The organism is Thiomicrorhabdus arctica DSM 13458, from assembly GCF_000381085.1.
In the GTDB taxonomy this organism is placed as follows: Bacteria; Pseudomonadota; Gammaproteobacteria; order Thiomicrospirales; family Thiomicrospiraceae; genus Thiomicrorhabdus; species Thiomicrorhabdus arctica.
The window spans coordinates 1,297,196-1,320,305 of the sequence record NZ_KB905899.1 but is presented as its reverse complement, the minus strand read 5'-3'; the positions used below and the strand labels follow the sequence as shown (position 1 = coordinate 1,320,305).

Below are 23,110 nucleotides of genomic sequence, written 5' to 3'. Positions count from 1 at the left end.
CGGGCTTTTTTATTTATGGTTTTCTTGGTGATATAAACGTATAAAAAGCAGTCTATACTAAACATGGCAAAATGGTCGTCAAGCCAATTTGATACAAAGGGATATGCTAAATGGAAACAATGACATTGGGTTGGGTTGCAATGATTTTACATTGGATGTCTATTATTTTTATCATGGTGACAGGCTTTACCGTTGCGCTGTTGCTGGTCACATTTATTGTCGATCGGATGCAAACTGAACACGCAATTCGTCACAATTACCCGGTGATCGCTCGATTTCGTTATCTATTCGAATATTTAGGCAAATTCATGCGTCAATACATGTATGCAGCGGACCAAGATGAACGCCCTTTTAACCGAGCACAACGTACCTGGGTATACCGTGCTTCAAAAAACATTTCGACTACCCAAGGATTTGGCTCAACGCGAAATATCAGTCATCCTGGCAAAATATTGTTTACTAATTGTGCATTTCCGATGTTAGAAAAGGACTCAGTCTCTTCCCCTCCTATGTTGATTGGGCCAAATACTCAAACCCCCTTTCGAGCACAATCCTTGTTTAATATTTCGGGCATGAGTTTTGGCGCCTTGTCTAAACCTGCTGTGTTAGCTTTGAGCCAAGGTGCAAAGCAGGCGGGTTGCTGGATGAATACTGGTGAAGGAGGGCTGTCTGAGTTTCATTTGCAGGGCGGTGCGGACTTGGTCGCACAGATTGGTACGGCTAAATATGGGTATCGTGATAAAAGTGGTAACTTGAGCAATGAAAAATTAAGGGAGGCCGCCGCCCACGAACAAGTTCGAATGTTTGAGATTAAAATGAGTCAAGGTGCAAAACCGGGAAAAGGTGGAATATTACCAGGTGCGAAAGTCACGCAACAAATTGCCGATATAAGAGGGATTCCTGTCGGAGAAGATTCGATCAGTCCCAATCGCCATCCTGAAATTTTTGATAATGAGAGCCTGTTAGACATGATTCATCAGGTAAGGGATGTAACCGGTAAACCTGTGGGTTTCAAATTTGTCATGGGATCTCCAGCCTGGTTTGAGACCTTTTGTCAGTCGGTTCAGCAACGCGGTTTAGATTCTGCACCTGATTTTATTACGATTGATGGCGCGGAAGGAGGGACGGGTTCAGCGCCTATTGCATTGATGGATGATGTCGGTCTGCCCTTAGCCGAATCCTTACCTTATGTCATAGATTTATTGACTAAGTATCAGTTACGAGAGAAAGTCCGGGTGATAGCCTCTGGAAAGCTAACGAGTCCGACGATGGTCGCTTGGGCTTTAGCCATGGGAGCAGACTTTATTAATTCTGCCCGAGGTTTCATGTTTTCATTAGGCTGTATTCAGGCAATGCAGTGCCATCAAGACAGTTGTCCGACCGGGATAACGACACATAACAAACGTTTACAAAGCGGTTTGGTCCCAGAGAAAAAATCCAAACGCGTTGCAAGTTATCATCACAATCTTATTCATGAAGTGTCTTTAATAGCACACTCTTGCGGAGTGGCCGAACCGCGTCAATTCACACGAGAGCATGTCAGAGTGGTGCAAGGCACAGGAAAGTCATTACCATTGGCCCAAATTTTTCCTGAAGAAACGCCAATGGCTTTTCAAGGCATCGATATTCAGGCGACATCTTCAGTCAAACAATCATAAAGAGGCCTTTGCACGAGGTCATAAACGGATAAAAAAGGCTAAAATCTCCCTGCTTTTCGTTGAGAAACTTGTCAATAGCTCGCTATTAACAAGTTTCCCGCCTTAATCAGTAAAATTTTATCTCATTTTTCTCGCGTCCCTGACTTGTGCAAAGGTCTCATAAAGAGCGATAGTATTCATGGCAAAAATAAAGTCCGCCTACGTCTGTACTGATTGTGGTGCAGAACACTCCCAGTGGCAAGGCCAATGCATGGCCTGCAGCGCATGGAACACCCTCAAGGAATTTAAACTCAGCCCAGCGAAAAGTGCGAGTGGTTCAGCTGCCCCTAAAGGCTTTTCAGGGGCGATGGAGTGTCAGGTCAAGTCCATTGTCGATGTCGATTTAGCATCCGTTCCTAGAATATCATCCACCATGACCGAGTTAGATCGTGTGTTGGGGGGAGGCATCGTACCAGGTTCTGTGGTGTTAATTGGCGGAGATCCTGGGGTTGGTAAATCTTCCATTTTATTACAAGTTATGTGTCATTTAAGCATGGTGCATAATGTCTTGTATGTGACGGGTGAAGAGTCTTTACAACAAGTGGCTCTGCGCGCAAAACGCATGGAGTTACCAGATCAAAAACTACGTCTATTAACCGAGACGGATGTCGAGCTAATTACCGCAGCAGCACAGAATGAATCACCGAAAGTTATGGTGGTCGATTCTATTCAAACCATGCAACTCGCTGAGGTCAGTGGTGCGGCGGGTGGGGTTTCCCAGGTGCGTGAGACAGCGGCTTATTTAACCCGTTATGCTAAGCAGAATAATATTGCAATCTTTTTAGTCGGGCATGTGACTAAGTCAGGTGAAGTTGCAGGACCAAGAGTCTTGGAGCATATTGTTGATACCGTTGTATTTTTAGAAGGCCAGTCAGACAGCCGTTTTAGAACACTACGAGCCATCAAAAATAGATTTGGTGCGGTCAATGAATTAGGTGTGTTCGCCATGACTGAAAAAGGGATGAAACAGATCAAAAATCCTTCGGCTATCTTTCTCTCCCGGGGAGATGAGATTTCATCAGGTTCAGTCGTCATGGTCATCTGGGAAGGTTCAAGACCGTTATTAGTTGAGATACAAGCCTTGGTCGACGATGCATTGTATGGCGCTCCTAAGCGGGTCATGGTTGGTTTAGATCAAAATCGAATTGCTATGCTATTGGCGGTAATGCATCGTCATGGTGGCATTCAAGCCAGTGATCAAGATGTCTATGTCAATGTGGTCGGCGGGGTCAAGGTCACAGAAACCAGTGCCGATTTAGCCGTACTCTCTGCGATTCTATCAAGCATGCGAAATCAGCCACTCTCCCAAGAGTTAATTGTCTTTGGTGAGGTTGGTTTGGCAGGTGAGATTCGTCCGGTTCCTAGTGGTCAAGAGAGACTGTTTGAAGCCGCCAAACATGGCTTTAAAAGAGCCATCGTTCCCATCGGTAATGTGCCAAAAGGGGGGGTTCCTGGGATGGAAGTCATCGGCGTAAAGAGTTTGCAAGAAGCCTTGAACGTTCTCTGATTAATCACCAAGGGTCTTTATAATGGTCAGGTCTGGTTGTTTATCGTTCCATCCGGTATGGCAATTCAATTTACTTATCCCCCTCCTCATTAATTTCAATTATCGGTATGACCTAAGTCCTGATAGAATGTCGCAAATTTAAAAAAACAGGAAATAATATGTCATTCAATAAACTAACAAATGCAGTTTTAATCGCTTTAGCATCACAAGCCGCCAATGCATCAGGTTTTGCATTAATTGAACAAAGTGCTAGTGGTCAGGGGCTCTCTTATGCGGGTGCGGCGGCTAATGCAGAAGACGCCAGTGTCCTGTGGTTTAACCCAGCTGGAATGACTAAAATTAAAGGTAGTCAGGCTATCTTAGGTGCGCATATTATTTCACCCGTGGCCGATTTTTCTAACAATCACTCCTATTTTGGTGCTCCAGGTAATGATATTTCTGGTTCTGGTGATAATGGGGCAACCCTTGGTTTAGTGCCTAATATTTATTGGAAAGGTAAGTTGGGTGACTATGATGCTGGTTTAGGAATTAATACTCCATTTGGTCAACATATTTCTTATGATGAAAATTGGGTTGGGCGCTATCATGCGACTGAAACAAATCTGAAAACCTTAAATATTAATCCAGCAATTGCTCGTAAAATAAACAATCAGTTTTCGTTTGGTGTTGGTTTGAACGCCCAGTATGTAGATGTGGTTTTGCAACAAAAAATTAACCAATCGGCTATTGGTGATACTGATGGTACTGCAGAAGTGACTGGCGATAGTTGGGCGTATGGCTACAATTTGGGGCTGATGTACACCCCGGTAGAAGCGCTCAATATTGGCTTGTCCTATCGATCTGCAATGACACATAACGTTAAAGGTAATGTGGACTACACCGGGATTAACTCAAGCTACAATTTAGGTGGTTATACCTTAAATCAGGTGCTGTTCGACGCGAATGCATCTGCTAGCGTTAACCTACCCGCAACGGCAAGTCTGGCTGTTGATTATAAAGTGAATGATAAAATTCAGCTGTTAGCGAGCAGTACGTGGACAGGTTGGAAGGCCTATGATGAATTGATTGTTAAGTTTGATAACAATGGACCAAATTCAGAATCTAATCAAAACTTTGGCGATAGTATGCGTTATGCAGTCGGTATGGTTTACCAATTAGACGATACATGGAAGTTGCGTACGGGTGTAGCGTTAGATGAAACCCCTGTGCCTGATAAATACAGCCGTTCTCCAAGAACGCCTGATGCAGATCGCAAGTGGGTTTCAGTCGGTGCTGGTTACAAAGTCAGTTCTAAAATGTCGATTGATTTTGCATACACTCGTATCATGGCTGATAGAGCAGATGTTGACTACACACTTCAATCTGATTTAGGGAATAGTGTTTTAGTCGGTTCATACGATTTATCGGTTGATATTTTAAGCGCGCAGCTCGTCTGGACGTATTAATCTTAATGGAATTTCTTCTTTAAAGTGACCAGGCCTGGTCACTTTAAAATCGAGACGTTGTAAAGCCTGTTTATTCATTGAATAAGCGGGCTTTTTTATGTGTTTATGTCGTTTTATAGCATACAGCGTTTGCGTATCCAATAATCGACACTGACATATTTACCCCCACCTATAAAGAATAAAACCAGTAGCATAATGAAGTAGGTGGCCGCCCATTCTATGCCGTTGTTACTGACAATAAAATTACCGTGTTCAGTAAGCCATTCGTAGTTACCATGGGTTTGTAAAATTTCTTTGGCACGGTCTAAACGTTCAAGTGCGGCCGTTGAATGTTCATTTGCCCAGGGTGACATTAAATCATGCACGGCTTGCCAACCGTTTTGCCAATGTACGCCTGTCGCAGCAATAACCATGGTAAACATTAAGGGGATGGTGGCCCAACGAGTGCCTAATCCGAACAGTAATAAGATGGCTCCTCCAACTTCTGCAGAAGTTGCTAAAAAAGCCATGAGTTCAGGGAATGGTAATCCGAGTCCCCATTCCTTGTTGCCAAACCATTCGATAATGTCTGGAAAAGTGTTGACCTTATTCATACCTGCTACCCAGAAAACAGGCACTAAATACAGGCGTAAAGCGAGTGGAGCTAAAAAAGAGAGGTAATGATTTAAATCCATCATTTTTTGCATATTTATAAATAGTCTTATCATGTATGAACACCTTTAAAAATCATAAGGATGGAATCTTGATATGGTTTTATTATCAGGTTTAGTCATTCAAAGAACTAATCAAATATATTAACGCCATACGCGAAAAATTTAATGAAATTAAACGCAATAAATCGGGTCAGAAGGTATTCCAGGAACTCATTAAAGCGAGCTTGTGAATATGTGAGGAGGGGGAGGAAATTTAAAGTTCGTCGAGTGCATAAGAGATTGAGAAAAAAGGAGAGATCATCTTGGACTCTCCTTTTTCTGTTGTTTTAGGGCATGAGAAAAGCTTTCCACTCTTTAAATAAAGCTGGCGTAGTGGCTGCGACCGCTGAGCGTTTCTCAACTCGGGCAACCACTACTTTTTCTTGTTCTAGGGTACAGCTTAAACCACCTGCTTCCTCTAAAATCAACCAACCCGCAGCATAGTCCCAAATATTTTGTGCTCCGTGCAGGTAAACTTGACCACGACCTGCGGCAATCCAACACCAGTCAAGCGCGACTGAACCAAAACTGCGTTGCGAAGAGTAAGGTGCTTGGGTCGCGAGACTTATCGCTAAGGCGGGCTGAAGGCGTTTAAAGTCGACAATGCTACTGCATTGGCTTAAAGCCGTTTTAGCTGTTTGTGCCTGTAGCAGGGTGTCGTTTAATTCAGCACCAAGTTTCTTTCTGGCAGCAAACATCTCAGCTCGTGAAGGGTCGTAAACTAATCCGACGATAATTTCACCCTGTATCATTAACGCCAAAGAGACTGAATAAACAGGGATGCCAATGGCGAAATTACTGGTGCCATCAACAGGATCAAGTATCCAGCAACCGTCTGCGCTGTTCATCGCGAGTTCTTGTTCTTCTAAAGTCGACTCTTCACCTAAAAAGGCATACTCGGGCCAGTTTTTGTTTAAGAAAGCCTGGGTCTGAATTTGCATCTGAGTATCCGCTTCGGTCAGCAGTGATCCATCCGTTTTTATTTTTGCGGAGACTCGCTCAAATCGAGATAATACTTCATTTTTAGCCAGAGTAATAATGCCGTTTTTGAGTTTAGCCCATTGCTGTTCGTCGGTAAATATATGCTTATTCATAAAGTCATCTCTTTAAATTATTCGTCGCTTGGAGGGGTTAAGCGAATGGTTTCGATAGCATTGCTTGAGGTTTCAACCACTTCTAATACATAGTCATCTACCTTGATGCAGGTCCCTGGAAACGGTAATGTTTCCAACACTTCTTGGATAAGACCATTGAGGGTCTTAGGTCCATCGGTCGGTAAGGTAAGTTGATAATCTCTATTAAGGTCACGAATGAACTCTGAAGCATTAATCGTCATTGTGCCATCAGCATGCAATGCTACGGTATTTTCATATTTACTTTTGGAATCGGTAGAAAGTTTGCCAACAATCTCTTCAAGCAAATCCTCCATGGTCAATAGGCCTTGCAAATCGCCATATTCATCAACAATCAGTGCCATTCGACGTTTGTGATCATTGAATTTTCGTAATTGTACGTTTAAAGAGGTGGTTTCTGGAATAAAGTAAGCGGGTCGAGTTATTTTTATTATGTCTTTCAGGGAGGTATCATTGCGCATTAAAATAGGCAAAGCGCGGCGTAGGTTGACTATGCCGATTAAGTCCTCTTCTATGGAACCACGGTACAGCGGGATACGGGTATAAGGAGATTTCTGGATGGCTTTTAAAACCCCTTCAAAGGGTTGGTTTAAGTCAACACCGTACATATCTTGCTTCGGAATCATAACGTCTTCGACGGTCACGCTTTCCAAGTTTAATACGCTGGACAGCATGTCACGATATTGAGCCGGCAATTGATTGGTGGCTTCATCGATTAAGGTTTGCAACTCTTCATGGCTTAAAGAGTGTTGGTCATCGTTCTGTTTGATATCAATACGAAACATCTTGAGCAGACCATTGGCGAAGAAGTTTACAAACCACACGACTGGAGAGAGTATTTTCAATAGAGGGGTTAAAATGTAAGCCGCAGGGTACGCGATTCTTTCGGGATAAAGTGCCGCTAAGGTTTTAGGTGCAACCTCCGCGAACACTAAAATGATTAACGTTAACAGTCCTGCGGCTAACGCAATCCCCGCTTCACCAATAAGTTTCATAGCGATGATGGTGGCAATGGATGAGGCGAAAATATTGACAAAATTATTGCCAAGTAAGATAACGCCGAGAAGTCTATCTGGGGACTCAAGAAGTTTTTGGGCTTTAATAGCACCTTTGTGTCCAGCATTCGCTTGGTGCTTTAATCGATAGCGATTTAAGGCCATCATGCTGGTTTCAGAGCTTGAAAACAGGGCAGATAAAATAATGAGAAGAGCAAGTATGCCAAAAAGGATCGAAATATCTAACGAATTCAATGTGGTGTAATCGGTTGTGAATGAATGCGAATTATACCGTTTTATCGGTACCGAAAAAAGCCCTGACTCAACAAGTTAACGTGACCTCTGTTACGGCGAATAATTCGTGTGCTGTTTTCATAAACAACCTTCTTATGAATGACCTTTAGAATCCTAGAAATCGCAATACAATTTTGGTTCCGACATAACTTAGAATCAATAGAAAATAAGCCCAAATAGTATATCGTGCGGCTTTTTGACCTCGCCAGCCATATTTAAAATGGCCAAATAGAAAAGTGGCATAGACAAGCCAAGATAAAATTGAGAAGAACGTTTTGTGAATGAGGTGTTGTGCAAAAATATCTTCAATAAAGAAGAATCCACTCAACAAAGCAAAACTCAAGAAAACAAAACCAATCAAAACCAACTGAATGAGGGTGTTTTCCATCACTTGCAACGGTGGTAAAGCTTGCATCAATCGTGAGAGCTGTTTGGTACGAAAGCGCCGTTCTTGTATCGCATACAAAATGGCTTGTGCTGTCGCAAGCCCCATAATGCTGTAGGCAGAAATTGAGATGAGAACATGGCTACCCAATTCAAAAGACAGTGGGGTTTCGCCGTGAATGGTTAAAGGGATCAATGTGGTCAATGCGGCAAGCGGATAAATAAAGATTCCGAGCGTTTCGGTGCTTTTATTGATATTGGTAATCAGCAAAATAGCACTGCCAAGTACGGCAATGAGTGAGAGCACAATACCAATATTAAGATTGATGCCGTGATCTACCCACAACATTGAGCTAAGGGCATAGGCATGAAGAACCGTTGCAACCACCGCGAGTTGAATTACTTTGATACGTACATCAACGGATGCTCGGCTTTGAATCTTGCGCCAAATCAAGCTACTTGCATACAAGTATAAGAGACTGGCAAATAACGCACTAAATCCACTGATTAACATAAAACCGAACCTTTGATGATTAGAAGTCTCACTAAGAAGAGTGGCTTCATGGACAAGGGTCACTATGAAGACATCAATCTGTGAGATATTTCAGCTATAATAGCGGAATTATTTTTTGAATTGAAGACCGTACGCGTTTAAAAGCACAAACTTATGTTTGTGATGTGTAAGTAATGTACTGTTTTGTTAGGAGTTTTGTATGTTTGACAATCTATCAGATCGTTTATCGAAAACCTTTAAATCCATTCGTGGTCAAGGTCGTCTGACGGAAGCTAATGTGAAAGACGCACTGAGAGATGTGCGTCGTGCGCTGCTTGAGGCAGATGTGGCCTTACCCGTCGTTAAACAGTTTATTGAGAAGGTGCAACAACGTGCGATTGGTCAAGAGGTCTCAACCAGTTTGAACCCGGGTCAGGCTTTTATCAAAATTGTACGAGAGCAGTTAGCAGAAGTCATGGGGGTGGAGGCCGAACCTCTTAACTTCAATGTTGAACCGCCTGCGGTGATTATGGTTGCCGGCTTACAAGGGGCAGGTAAAACGACCTCTGTTGCTAAGTTGGCCAAGTTACTTAAAGAGCGTGACAAGAAAAAAGTCATGTTGGTCTCAGCGGATGTCTATCGTCCAGCAGCGATTAAACAGTTGGAGACATTAGCGGAACAGGTTGATGTTCTCTTCTTTCCCTCGTCTGCAGATCAAGATCCGGTACAGATTGCGAAAAATGCCCATGCTGAAGCGAAGAAACAATTTGTCGATGTCCTGATTTTGGATACGGCAGGTCGCTTACACATAGATGCTGAAATGATGGAAGAAATTCAGCACCTTCACCAGAGTATTAAACCTTGCGAAACCTTATTTGTCGTTGATTCGATGACAGGACAGGATGCTGCAAATACGGCAAAAGCTTTCAATGATGCCTTGCCGTTAACCGGGGTGATCTTAACCAAGACAGACGGAGATGCGCGTGGTGGCGCAGCGCTTTCTATCCGTGAAATCACCGGTAAGCCAATCAAGTTTATTGGTTCTGGAGAAAAGGTCGATGCTTTAGAAACATTCCATCCAGATCGTATGGCAGGTCGTATTCTCGGTATGGGAGATGTCCTGAGTTTAATTGAAGACGCAGAGTCGAAGATTGATCAGAAAAAAGCTGAAAAATTCGCTCAAAAAATTCAGAAATCAGGTGCCTTTGACTTAGAAGATTTTCTGGAGCAACTCCAGCAAATTCAAAATATGGGTGGCGTGGGTGGCTTAATGGGCAAGTTGCCTGGAATGAGCCAGATGAAAGACCAAATCAGTGGGGATGTGGCAGAGAAAGAATTTAAGCGTTTAGAGGCTATGATTCATTCCATGACGCGTCAAGAGCGTCGCTTTCCAGCGGTCATTAAAGGCTCTCGTAAACGTCGTATTGCAATGGGTTCAGGTACAACCGTTCCAGACGTGAACCGTTTGTTAAAACAATTTACGCAAATGCAGAAGATGATGAAAAAAGTGTCAAAGGGTGGTATGAAAAATATGATGCGTGGTTTAGCGGGTAAGTTGCCACCTGGAATGGGTGGTATGGGTGGAATGCCTCCTGGAATGAGATAGAGAACCAATTAAACTCCTTTTTTAAGTCTGCCCAGGCCTGAGCAGACAGTTTAGAGATTGGAGTTGCTGTAATCGAAACAAGTTTGATGGAGATGTTTAATCTTCATTACATTTCAAAGCCTTAAGCGAACGGGTATCGCTTAAGGCTTTTTTGTCGGCAAAAATGAGTTATTTGAATAATAAAATGAGTTAGCTTTCATAAAAACCCACAAAGTCTTTAAAAACAAAGAGGTTATTGAATTTAGAGGTGTGTGGTATCCGTTGCAAATAATTAAGATAACACGTTGAAGTTGAAGTTGAATATCTGTATAATCCCGCAGTTCGCCAAATGGTTGGTGAAAACAGAAGAATTAGTTGAGGGGATTACCTCTCATCGCCTGATTAAAAGGAAATATATTATGGTAGTTATTCGTTTAGCACGTGGTGGATCTAAAAAGCGTCCTTTCTATAAAATGGTCGTTGCAGATCAACGTTACAAAGCAACCGGTCGTTTTATTGAACAAGTTGGATTTTATAACCCAGTAGCAACGGGTGCTGAAGAAAAAACTCGTCTTGATCAGGCGCGTCTAGAGTTTTGGATTGGTCAAGGTGCTCAAATGAGCCCACGTGTTGCTAGTATTGTTAAGCAAGCGGCTGTCGCTTAATTCTTTCTTCCCGTTAAAAAGGTCTAGATATGTCTGATGAAAAATTGGTCGTCGGCCAGATTAACGGTATTTTTGGAGTCAGTGGTTGGGTGAAGATTTTCTCCCATACTGACCCTAGAAAAAATATTTTAGACTACTCGCCTTGGTGGATTAAATGCAAAGACGAGTGGCGTCAAGTCAAAATACTTGACAGTAAAGTGCAGTCAGGTGGTAAAACACTGGTTGCTCTGATCGAAAATGTGACTGATCGTGACGTAGCCCGTGAATACATGGGTTGCGAAATCGCCATAAACCGTTCTCAACTGCAGCAAGCAAATGATGGTTGGTTTTGGATTGATTTGATTGGCTGCCAAGTCACAACGCAAGATAATATTGCATTGGGCGAGGTGACTGAGATTGTCCAGACAGGCGCACACGATGTGTTGCGTATAAAAGGGGATCAAGAAATTTTGATTCCATTTGTTATGGATCGTTTTATTCAGTCAGTGGATATAGACAATCGGCAAATTATTGTCGATTGGGAATTGGAAGAAGAAGACAGTGAGATTTGATGTCATTACCTTGTTTCCGGAAATGTTTGCAGCATTAACGGAATCAGGTGTGAGTCGGCGTGCAATTCAATCTGAACTTTATGCTTTAAAAACCTGGAATCCACGCCAGTTTACTTTGGATAAGCACAAAACAGTTGATGATCGTCCTTACGGGGGCGGGCCAGGAATGGTCATGATGTATCAACCGTTAAAAGAGACGCTTTCTGCGATTGAAGGTGAGTTACAGGCAAAACCGCATGTGGTGTATTTATCACCGCAAGGTCAGCCTCTCACTCAGCAGAAAGTAGCTGATTTGACTCAGTACGACAATATTACCTTGCTCTGTGGCCGCTATGAAGGGGTTGATGAGCGTTTGATTACTTCATCTGTGGATGAAGAGATCAGCATTGGTGATTTTGTTGTCAGTGGCGGGGAACTGCCAGCCATGATGTTAATGGATGCGGTTATCCGTTTAATTCCTGGCGCATTAGGGCATAGTCAATCCGCTGAGCAAGACTCATTTTCAGACGGTCTGTTGGATTGTCCGCACTACACCCGACCTGAGGTTGTGGACGGTATGTGTGTCCCTTCGGTTTTGATGGAGGGTAACCATGCCAAAATTGATGCTTGGCGACAAGCTCAGAAATTAGTACGAACCCAGCAGCGTCGTCCAGATATTTTGTCTGACATAAACAGTTAAAAACTCGGATTTAACCTCTGGCTAGCAAGTGTTTACTTGGTTAGCGAATGTTGAATAAACTTTTAGAAGGGATAACCCTTCTGGTTCACAATAGAATTGATTGAACCGATATATGGAGAAGCTTAAAATGAGCGATATCATTAAGCGTATTGAAGCAGAACAGATGACTAAAGTATTACCAGTATTTGGTCCTGGTGATACAGTGGTTGTACAGGTTAAGGTTGTAGAAGGTAAAAACGAACGTCTTCAGGCATTTGAAGGCGTCGTGATTGCGATTAAGAACCGTGGCATTAACTCTAACTTCATCGTGCGTAAGATTTCACACGGTGTGGGTGTTGAGCGTACTTTCCAGACTTATAGTCCTGTCGTTGACAGTGTTGAAGTTAAGCGTCGTGGTGCAATTCGTCGTGCGAAACTTTACTATCTGCGTGAGCTTTCTGGTCGTGCTGCACGTATCAGAGAAAAAGTATAATCGTCTAACGATTAGCTTATTCTAAAAAACGCCCTTAATTGGGCGTTTTTTATTTCTGTTATCTTAAATTTAATACCTAAAATTCTATGGTCAGATTCACTTTTTCCCTTAATTTGTTATTTTTCTATTTCACCTAAGCGATTCACGTCTCACCAGTCTTATGCTATTTGCTATACTTTGGGTATGCCAAATAATTCACAATCGTTTCATCATATTCATGATTTTCTGGTCTTTCTGTCCGTTTCAGAAGGCTTAAGTCATAACACCATTTCCGCTTATAAAACCGATTTACAACTCTACCAGACCTGGTTATCCGATAATAAATTGCACCGTTTTGATCTGGTCGAACGTTCTCATATTGAAAATCTAATGTATGATCTACAAGAGAGCGGTCGGATGGCCAAGAGCAATGCTCGTCTCCTTTCAACCTTAAAACGCTTCTATCAATGGGCTGTAGTGAACTCATTGTTTGCTTCCGACCCTACGGCTTTGCTAAAGTCGCCTAAAGTCCCTCAGTCGATTCCAACGGTCATCACCGAGCAACAGGTGGAGTCTTTACTGGAGGCGCCTGATACCACTACGGTCTTAGGGATTCGAGACAGGGCTATTTTGGAACTGATGTATGCCAGTGGCTTGCGGGTTTCTGAAGTGGTGGATTTGCCTTTTGAGCAACTAAACCTATCAGCAGGTCTGGTACAGGTGACCGGTAAAGGGAGTAAAGAACGTATTGTGCCCATTGGTGAAGTGGCCATTGAATGGCTAGAGCGTTATATCAAAGAATCACGTCCAGTTTTGGTTAAGCAACGCTGGATTCCCAGTCTCTTTATTTCACGTATTGGACGAACTATGACGCGGCAAACACTATGGCATCGCGTTAAAAATCTAGCGTATGACGCGGGTATTCGTAGTAAATTATCTCCGCATACCTTACGGCATGCATTTGCGACACATTTAATTAATCATGGTGCCGATTTAAGAACAGTACAATTATTATTAGGCCATAGTGATTTATCCACGACACAGATCTATACACACGTTGCCAAAGAACGTTTGCATAAACTCCATCAACAACATCATCCTCGTGGCTAAAAAGATCTGTTCTGCATTTTAGACTCGTCTCTAAGGTGCGATTAACGACTGAAAAGAGATATTTTGACCGACAGTTTATTTCAAGCCTTTAAGTTTTAGGTTGAATTTGTTTAGCGGTTATAATCGGTTCAGTTTAACAAAGTACTATGTTTTTTAATCATGCTCTATTTCACAATGAATATTCAAAAGGTCTTTTCAATATGTTTTCCATGAGAAAGTTTTTACTCTCTGTTACTTTAGTCAGCTCGGTGGTGATAAATACAGCAACAGCAGACACAGCAGCCATCAAAGCTCAATTAAAGACAATGCTGCCAAATGCGCCGGAAGCGATTATTACAGCGACACCCATTAAGGATCTTTATCAAGTTCAGGTGGGTATGACAGTGGTTTATATGTCTACTGATGGAAAGTATCTACTCAATGGCAATTTGATTGCGCTGGAAACCAGAGACAATCTAACGGACTTAGCGAAGTCTCATGCCAGGCAGAGTGCTATGCAGAAAATATCCGAATCGTCTATGATTATCTATCCTGCGAAAGGAAAGCAAACCCATTTTATAACCGTTTTTTCGGACATTGATTGCCCATATTGCGCTAAATTGCACAAAGAAATTCCAGCTTTAAATGAAGCAGGTATCACGGTTCGTTATCTCAGTTATCCTCGCTCTGGCATGGGTTCTCCTTCATATCACAAAGCGGTCTCTGTTTGGTGTGCCAAAGACAGTGTTAAAGCGATGGATAATGCGATGCTCGGTAAACCCGTTGCGAATAAAGTATGCGTTAATCCTGTGCGAGACCATATGATGGAAGCAAAATATTTTGAAGTGAATGGCACGCCGAATATTATTTTGGACAGTGGCGAGTTGCTACCGGGTTATGTGCCTGCGAAAGAGCTCATTAAGATCCTTGATGAGTGATGCTTGTCTGTTTTAGAGTGTTATGTAAATCATTGATGGTCTCTAATTGATGCCCAATAAAAAAAGCCCTCTAAAGTGAGGGCTTTTTTGTGGATCTTAATACGGTGCGCCGGTTGAAGGGTAGACCTTTAAATTTCACCCCATTTTTTTCGTTTATTAGGCGTTCTGAAAAAACGGCCTAGAAGAAGTCCAAGTAATAAAACACCACCACCCGTTAAGAACCACTGGCGTTTGAGTGAGTCGCCAGACTGTTCAATTTGCTCTGTCATAATGGCATTTTGACTTTCTAACTGACTTAAACGTTGCTTCATATCCTGGTTTTGTTTATCAAGTAAAACTGAATTACTGGAAATGGTTTTTAAATGAGTTAATGCTTGTGTCAGTTCAAATTTCTCTTGTTTGATCGTTGAGAGTGCGCTATCAGTGATTGTGAAGCGAGTTTGTAATGTACTCAACTCCTGTTGTAATTCATTCAACTTCTTTTCAACAGAACTCGTTTTGGCGATTTGCTGTTCAAGGCGAACCTTGGCAACGGGTTGATTAAGTAGGGTACTTGAAGCCATCCATCCTGTGTAGGTACTATTGTCAATTTTATATTGAATTTGAGACCAGCCATCTTTATTGACTTCAAGAATGCTGACCGGTGTGCCCGTTTCCAACATACGATGAATTTTATGCTTATAACTCGGACCACTTCGAACAGGGACTTTAATTGAGTCGGTGACATAATGCGTATAGCCCGAAGCCGCAACAGCATTGCTTGCTGAGAGCATGCCGAAGGTCGATAATACCAGTATGCTTGCAACAAGAATGCCTTTAGATACGTTTGGAATTATTGCATTAAAGCTGTTGGATTTTTTCATATTGAGCCTCTAGGTTTTTAAGTGCTGTTTCATAACTGGCTAATTTCTCGCGTTCAATGGCAACGACAGATTCAGGTGCTTTTGCAACAAATCCTTGATTACTTAACTTGCCGCCTAAACGTTTTATTTCGCCTTGGAGTTTGCCAATCTCTTTATCTAAACGTGATATTTCAGCCTCTTTATCAATTAACCCCGCCATGGGGATCAAAACTTTCATTTCGCCTACGAGTGCAACGGCAGATTCAGGCGCATTGACTTCATCTAACAGCACTTCAATTGATGCCAGTTTCGCTAGGGATAAAAGGTAGAGTTCATTGTTTTTCAACCAGGCTTGGTCATTATCATTTAAGCCAGCCAGTAAAACAGGCAATGCTTTGCTGGGTGCAATGTCCATCTCTGAACGAATCTTACGCACGCCAATAACGAACTTTTTGACCCATTCCAATTCTGCTTCGGCATCCAAATCAATTTTAGAGGCATCTGCCTCAGGATAAGGTTCAAGCATAATCGTGTCATTGTGCTTTCCTGCCAGGGGTGAAACGGCTTGCCATGCTTCTTCGGTAATGAAAGGCGTAATTGGGTGGAGCATTCTTAAAATCGTTTCTAAAACGCTCACTAATGTTTTACGTGTCCCGCGTTTAGCGGCATCAGAACTGTCCGTATTCAAAATCGGTTTAGCCAACTCTAAATACCAGTCACAATACTCGTTCCAGATAAATTCATAGAGTGCGGTTGCGGCTAAATCAAAGCGGTACGCATCGAACTGTTTAGCCACTTCAGTTTCAACATTCTGTAAACGAGAGACAATCCATTTGTCCGCTAGTGAAAACTCGATATCAGCTTTTTTATCCACCCCTGTGTCAAAACCTTCGGTATTCATTAAGACATAACGCGTTGCATTCCAAAGCTTGTTGCAGAAATTACGATACCCTTCGGCGCGTTGCAAGTCGAAACGGATGTCGCGACCTGTCGAAGCTAAAGAAGCGAAGGTAAAACGAATCGCATCTGTTCCGAAAGCAGGGATGCCATCAGCAAACTGTTTACGAGTTGATTTTTCAATTTTGGCCGCTTTTTCTGGCTGCATCATACCGTAGGTACGTTTTTTAACCAGGTCTTCTAGCTCGATACCGTCAATAAGATCAATCGGATCTAATACGTTGCCTTTCGATTTAGACATTTTCTGGCCTTCACCATCACGAACTAATCCATGTACATAAATCTGTTTAAAGGGCACTTCACCTGTGAATTTAAGCCCCATCATAATCATTCTAGCCACCCAGAAGAAAATGATATCAAAACCGGTAACCAATACAGATGTTGGATGAAATTTTGCCAATTCAGGTGTTTTTTCGGGCCAACCTAAAGTTGAGAATGTCCAAAGGGCAGAACTGAACCAGGTATCTAAGACATCATCATCTTGACGGAGGTTGTAGTCAGCGGCAAATCCATTCTTTTCACGTACCTCTTGTTCATTACGACCGACATAGACTTTACCGTTATCATCGAACCAGGCTGGAATTCTGTGTCCCCACCATATTTGACGAGAAATGCACCAGTCCTGAATATTATTCATCCACTCAAAATAGGTGTTTTCCCAGTTTTTAGGCACAAACTCAATGTCGCCATTCTTAACCGCATCAATGGCAGGTTTCGCTAAGGCTTCAACAGCAACATACCACTGATCGGTTAAAAACGGTTCGATGACAGCGTGAGAGCGATCCCCGCGAGGCACCATTAAAGTATGGGGTTTGATATCGACCATTAGACCTAGGGCTTCTAGATCAGCAACAATTAATTTACGCGCTTCATAACGATCTAAACCTTGGTATTTTTCAGGCGCTTCTTCATTAATGCAGGCATCATGGGTGAGAATGTTGAGCATCGGTAGGTCGTGACGTTTGCCCATTTCGTAATCGTTAAAATCATGAGCAGGCGTGATTTTGACACAACCAGTACCGAATTCTGGATCAACGTAATCATCTGCAATAATTGGGATTTGACGACCGACTAAAGGTAGAGTAATGGTTTTACCGATCAAATGTTGATAACGTTCATCATCAGGATGAACGGCAACCGCTTGATCTCCTAACATGGTTTCAGGGCGTGTTGTTGCTACCACTAATGCACCAGAGCCATCGGTTAATGGATAACTCATGTGCCACATATTACCTTGCTCTTCCTCAGAGATAACCTCTAAATCAGAAACCGCCGTATGCAGGACAGGATCCCAGTTCACTAAGCGTTTACCACGGTAGATTAGGTCTTCTTCATATAGGCTAACAAAGACTTCTTTAACCGCATCAGACAGGCCATCATCCATAGTAAAGCGCTCACGTGTCCAGTCTGGTGAAGCCCCCATTCGACGTAGTTGTTGCGTTATCGTGCCACCAGAATCTTCTTTCCATTCCCAAATTTTCTCAATGAATTTTTCACGTCCAAGGTCATGACGGCTCAAGCCTTTAGCGGCAAGCTGACGTTCAACAACCATCTGGGTCGCAATTCCGGCATGGTCGGTTCCAGGTTGCCACAGCGTATCATCACCTTTCATTCGGTGATAACGAATGAGAGTGTCCATAATGGTGTCTTGGAAAGCGTGCCCCATATGTAGGCTTCCAGTCACGTTTGGAGGCGGAATCATAATTGAATAGGGGGTGGAATCGTCATTCTTGGGCTTGAAATAACCTTTATTCTCCCAAGTTTGGTACCATTTTGTTTCAATTGTATTTGGATCGAAATGCTTTTCCATAGGGTTCGTAATCAACTCGTAAATTTTAAATAATAATCCGCCGATTATAACAATCACAGCTGAAGAAGTCTTTAACTGTCATGGATAAAAACAATGAAATGTAAAGCAAAGTCTATTCATTTTATGTGACAGAGTCGGAGAGGGTGTTTGTAGAGTTGTAGAGGCTTAAAAGATAGGAGAACAAAACGGCAGGTAAACTGCCGAATGCTTTTAGAAGTATAGAGCGTTATGTTCAATATTTAAGTTTTATTAACTAAATCTAGGTGCCAAGAAGCTGTAACACAGAGGACTTAGATTGAGTGCCTTGTGACATCATTGCGATGGAGCTTTGATTTAGAATATTCAATCTGGATTGTTCTGCAATGGTGCGTGCAAAATCGGTGTCGCTTAGCTGGCTTCGAGTTGCCATCGTGTTCAAACTTTGGTTTTGTTGGTTATCGACGGCACTGGTGAGTCCGTTTTGTTGAGCACCAAACTGACTGCGCGCACTGCTAAGCTGTTCAATCGCCAAGCTAACCCCATCCATTGCCAATGAGGCACTTGCTGGATTGCTAATGTCTAACCCCGTAATGCTCAAAGCGTCGGTACTCAGGTTGGGTAACGTTAAGCGGCTGGTCGTGTCTCCGAGTGCAATATCGATACCGGTTGTATTACCATTTAATAGTTTATTACCATTAAAGCTGGTTGAATCCGAAACTTGATTAATACTCTGAAGGTTTTGTTGGAATTCTTGATTCAGCATGCTGCGTTGCGAAGGGTTTAAAGTGCCATTCATAGATTGAATTGACAGCTCATTCATCCGCTGTAAGGATTGTGTGATTGAGTTGCTTGCGCTATCCGCTGTTTGCAGTAATGATATGCCATCATTTGCATTACGCGTCGCCATGTCTTGTGTATCCACTCGTGTCGTCAACGCCGTAATAATTGCTTGAGCGGCAGGGTTGTCAGATGAGTGGTTTATTTTTGAACCGCTCGCCATGCTTTCATTGATAGACTGAAGGTTGCTGGAATGGGATGGATTGTTAGTAGTACTATAAGCGCTGATGTCCATGTTAAAATCCCCATGTAATTTGTGTATACATTGATTTTACGCGTCTTTAAACGTTAAGGAAAGAAAAATGTCTTGTTGTTCAGGAGGTTACTGTAAATTTAAGTTCGAAGAAGGCCCGCCTTTGGTGGATAATTCTGTCACCAATTTAAATGCGGTTTATCAGTTTTTGCCCTACGGTACGATATTGGAAGAGGGGGAGTTAGTACGAATTTGGATGGAGTCTGGACAGTCTAAAACCGTCACGCTGGCAGAAAAAATTCCTCTCGTGTTTACGGCAATAGGGCCAGAAGCAAAGTTAGGACAAGCGGTTTTGCCTTGGCAATTAATTGCTTTAGACAGTGGTATTGACTATGAAGATCTAATGGATTGGGAGCATCACCCGCTCTATAATCCAGAAGAAACATCTGTGTTATTAAAGTTTCATCACCCAATAGTGGTAAAGCCTTCTTTAAAAATGTGGTTTCTAAAGTTGCTGTATACATTACGTACTTTGTAAGTGACTAGAGCGGATTGTTCTAAACCGTTAGTTTTCGTCAACTCCAGTCATTAAATACATAAAAACGTCATTAAATGGGTGAGGCCTTTTTATGTTCCATGTCACGTTCATTCAACGAACTCTCTCTATTGCATGACAAACCGTTCTAAATAAACATCTTCTAATAAGTCAGGAAAGAGTTGGTGACGTTCTAGAGTTTTACGGGCTACTTGTAATATTTCTTCTCGTAAACGATCTGGACCATTAGGGGTATGTAGTTGTGAGTAAAATTGATTGCGTAATAAGCGATCGATATTATTTTTTAGAATCGGACGCAAATGTTCCATTTCTGTTTCGACGATTTGTGGGTAGTAAGACATAAATTCTAAATCAATTGCCAAAAACTTCGCTTTACCTTCGCCGCGAAAATTAACCACTATTTTTTCCATCGAAAAATATTTGGGGACCCTCTCTGACGGTGCATCAAATTGTTTGTATTTAGTGGAGTATCCGGTTTTATCTGGAGCACTGCTCGCAAAACTGGTCGCTGAAAATGTCGTTATTATCTGACTTAAGATCAAAAGCATTGTTTTGGTTGCTAGCGCACGTGGGTTGGAACTGTTCATGAAAGAGACTTCTTTTTAAAGAGGTGGAATTAGTTGAGTCATTGTATATAAAACTGTATGGCGATATTGGCTTTTCTAGAAGTAAAAGCGCGCGGGCATAAAAAAGCCCCGCAGTGCGGGGCAAGACCGAGGAGTCTTAGTTGGTTTTATTTTGTGAATTCAGGGTAGGCTTCCATTCCACATTCAGATTGATCAACACCTTCGTACTCTTCCTCTTCAGTGACACGGATTCCCATAATGACTTTGATGATAGACCATACGATTAAACTGGTGCCAAATACCCAAGCAAAGATGACTGCAATACCGGTTAACTGAGCCACAATAGTTGCATCTGGGTTTGTGAAAGTAACTGCGATAAGACCGAAGATACCGACCACACCATGAACAGAGATAGCACCTACTGGATCATCAATTTTCATTTTAGAATCAATAAATAGGATGGCTAGAACAACTAGGATACCACCCACAAGACCGATTAAGGTTGCTTCTAAAGCTGAAGGGGTTAAAGGTTCTGCAGTAATCGCAACTAAACCAGCTAACGCACCGTTAAGCATCATTGTTAAATCCGCTTTACCGAATTTGAACTTAGACATGAGTAACGCACCGATAACACCACCAGCAGCCGCCATTAACGTGTTTACAAAGATCATTGCTACAGCGTTTGCTTCTTCAACGTTAGAGATTTTAAGCTCAGAGCCACCGTTGAAACCAAACCAACCTAACCATAGGATGAAAGTACCTAGAGTTGCAAGCGGAAGGTTAGCACCAGGGATCGCACGAGACTCACCATTTGGTCCATATTTACCTTTACGAGCGCCCAGTAGTAAAACACCGGCTAGAGCAGCAGAAGCACCCGCCATGTGAACCACACCAGAACCAGCGAAATCAAGGAAGCCTAGGCCGTCTAAGAAACCACCACCCCATTTCCAGAAGCCTTGCATTGGGTAGATAACTGATGTGAAGACGATTGCAAAAGCGAAGAAAGACATAAGCTTCATGCGTTCAGCAACCGCACCAGAAACAACAGACATTGCCGTTGCTACGAATACGACTTGAAAGAAGAAGTCAGACATGCCTGAATAGTAAGGTGCATCATCACCGCCAGCAGTCACTGCTGTCGCTAGGTGGTCACCACCACTGCCAATTAGGAAGCTGATACCTGGGAAGAAGCTGTTTACCGCTTCAGCAGGATACATAATGTTATAACCGACTAGCATATACATAATACAAGCGATGGCAAAAAGACCAACGTTCTTAGCTAAGATTTCAGTTGTGTTTTTTGAACGCACTAAACCTGCTTCCAGCATGGCAAAACCAGCTGCCATCCACATCACTAATGCACCAGACATTAGGAAGTAGAAGGTATCAAGTGCGTAACTTAATTGTAGTACTTGTTCCATAATTAAATCCTTTCCTTAAAGAGCGATATCGCCAGTTTCTTCAGTACGAATACGCACCGCTTGTTCTAATGGCATAACGAATATTTTTCCGTCTCCAATTTTACCTGTTCGAGCCGCCGCCCCAATTGTTTCAATGACGCTGTCAAGCTGCTCATCTGATACAGCGACTTCCAGTCGTAATTTAGGTAGGAACTCAATCGCGTACTCTGCACCACGATATATTTCTGTGTGACCCTTTTGGCGGCCAAAACCTTTCGACTCTGTAACGGTCATACCGTGCACATCAACATCATGCAGTGCTTCGCGAACGTCATCAAGTTTAAAAGGTTTGATAATTGCAACAACCAGTTTCATACTAACCTCTCTTTAAATTATTTATGTTATTTGCGACTTAACAATAGCGTATTTGATGCCAGGTATGTTTGTTTTCTTAAATATCAATTAGTTACCTGTATTTTAGGGTGTATTTTATAGTTTTTAAGACGTTTTAGAATTTGTTTGTATTGATATGGTGCCAGCTTTGTTTCAAGCTGGTGCATTTGAAGTGTTTTTAAAGAGGGTTGGGCATGGTTAAGTATGTTGATTAAACAATTAATAAGGTTGCCGAAGATTGTTTTAGCGCTGTTCATTCAGTTAATAGTATTGCTTGTTCTTACTTTGGGTGTCACTTTGGCGCCCAAAGTGGTCACGCCACCATACTCTTATTCACTTTTGGTCTTGATTCAAGCATTGTTGGCAGCCATGATTAGTTGTCGTTTAGGTTTACCTTGTTGGTGGCGTTGGATTCAATTTTTTATTCCAATTGGGTTGTATGTGGGGCTTCTAGTTGAATTTAATCCACTGTGGGCTCTGGGAATATTTGCACTGGTTTGGTTAGTGTTTTCCAATGCTTTAACGGAGAGGGTGCCGCTTTACCTGACAAATTCTACAACTCGTAAGGCATTGAAAAAATTTATTAAGCCTCAGGTGAATCAAACCTTTTTAGATTTGGGTTGTGGCTTGGGAGGCAATGTCGTATTCATGGCTGGGCAGTTGAATATTAGTGAGTCTCACGGCGTAGAAACGGCACCGATCCCCTATTTGTTTTCAAAGATTTATACCCGCCTTCGCGGGGGACGTACCTATGCTATGGATATGTGGAAAACAGACTTAAGTTACTATGATATTGTGTATGCCTTTTTATCGCCAGAGCCAATGCCTAAACTTTGGCAAAAGATTAAAGAGGAGATGCAACCAGGTTCTGTTTTTATCTCCAATAGTTTTGCAATTCCGGAAATAACGCCCACTGAGATTTGGGAGTTGTCGGATCGTCGGCAAACCACCCTGTATATCTATCGCTTGTGATATTTGA

Annotated in this window: 22 protein-coding genes; 12 read left to right on the top strand and 10 right to left on the bottom strand. The window is 42.4% G+C overall.

The features are described 5' to 3' along the window. The first annotated feature begins 110 nt into the window (after positions 1-110). The 3 genes from F612_RS0106125 to F612_RS0106115 all read left to right on the top strand — a co-directional run bounded on the left by F612_RS0106125 (position 111) and on the right by F612_RS0106115 (position 4,649). A complete protein-coding gene (locus F612_RS0106125; RefSeq protein WP_019556878.1) occupies positions 111-1,658 on the top strand; it encodes an FMN-binding glutamate synthase family protein in 1,548 nt (515 codons plus the stop codon). Positions 1,659-1,836: 178 nt separating this feature from the next. Beyond that, complete coding sequence (radA, locus tag F612_RS0106120) at positions 1,837-3,204, top strand: DNA repair protein RadA (RefSeq protein ID WP_019556877.1); 1,368 nt, start codon at positions 1,837-1,839, stop codon at positions 3,202-3,204. A gap of 158 nt (positions 3,205-3,362) precedes the next feature. Continuing rightward, a complete protein-coding gene (locus tag F612_RS0106115; protein ID WP_019556876.1) occupies positions 3,363-4,649 on the top strand; it encodes an OmpP1/FadL family transporter in 1,287 nt (428 codons plus the stop codon). A 113-nt stretch (positions 4,650-4,762) separates the two neighbouring features. Here the strand turns inward: F612_RS0106115 and F612_RS0106110 are convergent, their stop codons facing one another. The 4 genes from F612_RS0106110 to F612_RS0106095 form a co-directional block, all read right to left on the bottom strand. Then, entirely contained in the window at positions 4,763-5,356 is a 594-nt protein-coding gene (locus F612_RS0106110; RefSeq protein ID WP_026329659.1) for an HvfX family Cu-binding RiPP maturation protein, read from the bottom strand. Between the two features lie 272 nt (positions 5,357-5,628). Next, on the bottom strand, positions 5,629-6,435 hold the full coding sequence (locus F612_RS0106105) for an inositol monophosphatase family protein (protein ID WP_019556874.1): 807 nt from the start codon (positions 6,433-6,435) through the stop codon (positions 5,629-5,631). Positions 6,436-6,452: 17 nt separating this feature from the next. Then, entirely contained in the window at positions 6,453-7,724 is a 1,272-nt protein-coding gene (locus F612_RS0106100) for an HlyC/CorC family transporter (protein WP_026329658.1), read from the bottom strand. Between the two features lie 145 nt (positions 7,725-7,869). Next, on the bottom strand, positions 7,870-8,661 hold the full coding sequence (locus F612_RS0106095; protein ID WP_019556872.1) for a cytochrome C assembly family protein: 792 nt from the start codon (positions 8,659-8,661) through the stop codon (positions 7,870-7,872). A gap of 199 nt (positions 8,662-8,860) precedes the next feature. Here F612_RS0106095 and ffh point away from each other — a divergent pair, with 199 nt between their 5' ends. The 7 genes from ffh (at position 8,861) to F612_RS0106060 (ending at position 14,598) form a co-directional block, all read left to right on the top strand. After that, entirely contained in the window at positions 8,861-10,246 is a 1,386-nt protein-coding gene (gene ffh, locus F612_RS0106090; RefSeq protein WP_019556871.1) for a signal recognition particle protein, read from the top strand. Between the two features lie 398 nt (positions 10,247-10,644). Next, positions 10,645-10,890: a 30S ribosomal protein S16 gene (gene rpsP / locus F612_RS0106085; RefSeq protein ID WP_019556870.1), complete on the top strand. Its 246-nt coding sequence runs from the start codon at positions 10,645-10,647 to the stop codon at positions 10,888-10,890. Between the two features lie 29 nt (positions 10,891-10,919). Next, positions 10,920-11,441: a ribosome maturation factor RimM gene (rimM, locus tag F612_RS0106080; protein WP_019556869.1), complete on the top strand. Its 522-nt coding sequence runs from the start codon at positions 10,920-10,922 to the stop codon at positions 11,439-11,441. Continuing rightward, complete coding sequence (trmD, locus tag F612_RS0106075; RefSeq protein WP_019556868.1) at positions 11,431-12,120, top strand: tRNA (guanosine(37)-N1)-methyltransferase TrmD; 690 nt, start codon at positions 11,431-11,433, stop codon at positions 12,118-12,120. Before rimM ends, trmD begins: the two co-directional genes overlap by 11 nt. Before the next feature lie 127 nt (positions 12,121-12,247). After that, positions 12,248-12,592, top strand: coding sequence for a 50S ribosomal protein L19 (rplS, locus tag F612_RS0106070; protein WP_019556867.1), 345 nt, complete (start codon positions 12,248-12,250; stop codon positions 12,590-12,592). A 183-nt stretch (positions 12,593-12,775) separates the two neighbouring features. Beyond that, positions 12,776-13,681, top strand: coding sequence for a site-specific tyrosine recombinase XerD (xerD, locus tag F612_RS0106065; RefSeq protein WP_019556866.1), 906 nt, complete (start codon positions 12,776-12,778; stop codon positions 13,679-13,681). A gap of 200 nt (positions 13,682-13,881) precedes the next feature. After that, positions 13,882-14,598, top strand: a complete 717-nt coding sequence (locus F612_RS0106060; RefSeq protein ID WP_019556865.1) for a DsbC family protein — start codon at positions 13,882-13,884, stop codon at positions 14,596-14,598. Positions 14,599-14,726: 128 nt separating this feature from the next. Here the strand turns inward: F612_RS0106060 and F612_RS0106055 are convergent, their stop codons facing one another. The 3 genes from F612_RS0106055 to F612_RS0106045 form a co-directional block, all read right to left on the bottom strand. Further along, entirely contained in the window at positions 14,727-15,461 is a 735-nt protein-coding gene (locus tag F612_RS0106055) for a TIGR04211 family SH3 domain-containing protein (protein ID WP_019556864.1), read from the bottom strand. Beyond that, positions 15,439-18,207, bottom strand: a complete 2,769-nt coding sequence (locus tag F612_RS0106050; protein ID WP_026329656.1) for a valine--tRNA ligase — start codon at positions 18,205-18,207, stop codon at positions 15,439-15,441. The genes F612_RS0106055 and F612_RS0106050 overlap by 23 nt, the downstream gene beginning before the upstream one ends. A gap of 259 nt (positions 18,208-18,466) precedes the next feature. Beyond that, positions 18,467-19,258 (bottom strand): flagellin, encoded by a 792-nt coding sequence (locus tag F612_RS0106045; protein WP_026329655.1) that lies wholly within the window; start codon positions 19,256-19,258, stop codon positions 18,467-18,469. Between the two features lie 67 nt (positions 19,259-19,325). Between F612_RS0106045 and F612_RS0106040 the strand changes: the two genes are divergently transcribed. Next, on the top strand, positions 19,326-19,754 hold the full coding sequence (locus F612_RS0106040) for a hypothetical protein (RefSeq protein ID WP_019556861.1): 429 nt from the start codon (positions 19,326-19,328) through the stop codon (positions 19,752-19,754). A gap of 125 nt (positions 19,755-19,879) precedes the next feature. Here the strand turns inward: F612_RS0106040 and F612_RS12295 are convergent, their stop codons facing one another. The 3 genes from F612_RS12295 to F612_RS0106025 form a co-directional block, all read right to left on the bottom strand. Beyond that, positions 19,880-20,359, bottom strand: coding sequence for a flagellar basal body-associated FliL family protein (locus F612_RS12295; RefSeq protein WP_019556860.1), 480 nt, complete (start codon positions 20,357-20,359; stop codon positions 19,880-19,882). Positions 20,360-20,505: 146 nt separating this feature from the next. Beyond that, complete coding sequence (locus tag F612_RS0106030; protein WP_019556859.1) at positions 20,506-21,759, bottom strand: ammonium transporter; 1,254 nt, start codon at positions 21,757-21,759, stop codon at positions 20,506-20,508. A gap of 15 nt (positions 21,760-21,774) precedes the next feature. After that, positions 21,775-22,113 carry a P-II family nitrogen regulator gene (locus tag F612_RS0106025; protein WP_019556858.1) on the bottom strand — a complete coding sequence of 113 codons (339 nt, stop codon included), beginning with the start codon at positions 22,111-22,113 and terminating at the stop codon, positions 21,775-21,777. 222 nt (positions 22,114-22,335) lie between these two features. Between F612_RS0106025 and F612_RS0106020 the strand changes: the two genes are divergently transcribed. Then, positions 22,336-23,103 carry a class I SAM-dependent methyltransferase gene (locus F612_RS0106020; protein ID WP_019556857.1) on the top strand — a complete coding sequence of 256 codons (768 nt, stop codon included), beginning with the start codon at positions 22,336-22,338 and terminating at the stop codon, positions 23,101-23,103. Positions 23,104-23,110: the final 7 nt, after the last annotated feature.